An 865-nucleotide genomic window follows, 5' to 3' on the forward strand; every position below is an offset into this window, starting at 1 on the left:
CGCAGGTCAGCGTCAGACTTTCTGCGAACGGGACGGGCAATGGCAGTGGTTTGCTGTATGCCGACAACATCGACCTGCGCGAGACAACGGACCCGAACCTGCTGATGAATGCGGATTTCGAGCATACCCTGGACGCAAGCGCGACCGGCTGGCAGAGCTTTAATACGGGCACCGGCACAATTGAATCGGTGAACGCCCCGGTAGCCAGCGGAAGCAAGGCGATGAAGATCGAAGCGGCGAATCTGCCGATCTGGAAGAGCGGCTATATTCGTCAACGGATTAATGTAGAAGCAGGTCAAACCTTTAAGCTGAGCGGGCAATTGCATGCGGAAGAGCTCAATGACGCGTATGGTCAATTACTCGTGTGGTTCTACGACGAGGACTGGACGAATGTCGGTTCGTTCACGGTGGAGTTGAATCAGGAAACAAATGGTTATGTGTATCTGGAGAAGCAGGGCATCATTCCAGAAGGCACGGTGTTGGCGGAAGTCGGAGTGCATTTGACGGCCAACCAGAGCGGCGGCTCGGGTACGTTGTATGCTGATGCGCTGAAGTTTGAATACGAGGAACCGCTGATCGAGGACGAGGGCAACCTGTTGGGCAACGGTGCGTTTACGCAATCTATCGGGTCCGACATTGCACTTTGGACAAAGGATATCGATGCGTCCGCAACGGGACAACTTGTTGTGGAAGAGAGCACAGGCAGCCGGGCGTTAAAGGTGGAAGCGACGGGTCTGGTGCCATGGGCGAGAGCGCAAGTTTTGCAATCGGTGGCAGTTGAAGGCGGCAAAACGTACCTGTTATCCGGGGATGTGTATACGCCGCAGTTGCAGAACGCATTCGCGGAGCTGCATATCCAATACTA

1 protein-coding gene is annotated in these 865 nt (G+C 54.9%); it reads left to right on the forward strand.

All coding sequences use genetic code 11. The features are described 5' to 3' along the window. Window positions 1-865: hypothetical protein (locus tag ACFFT4_RS35000; RefSeq protein ID WP_378054515.1), on the forward strand; the 865-nt coding region annotated here is incomplete at both ends.

Origin of the sequence: Cohnella cellulosilytica, assembly GCF_042431195.1 — a bacterium.
In the GTDB taxonomy this organism is placed as follows: domain Bacteria; phylum Bacillota; class Bacilli; order Paenibacillales; family Paenibacillaceae; genus Cohnella; species Cohnella cellulosilytica.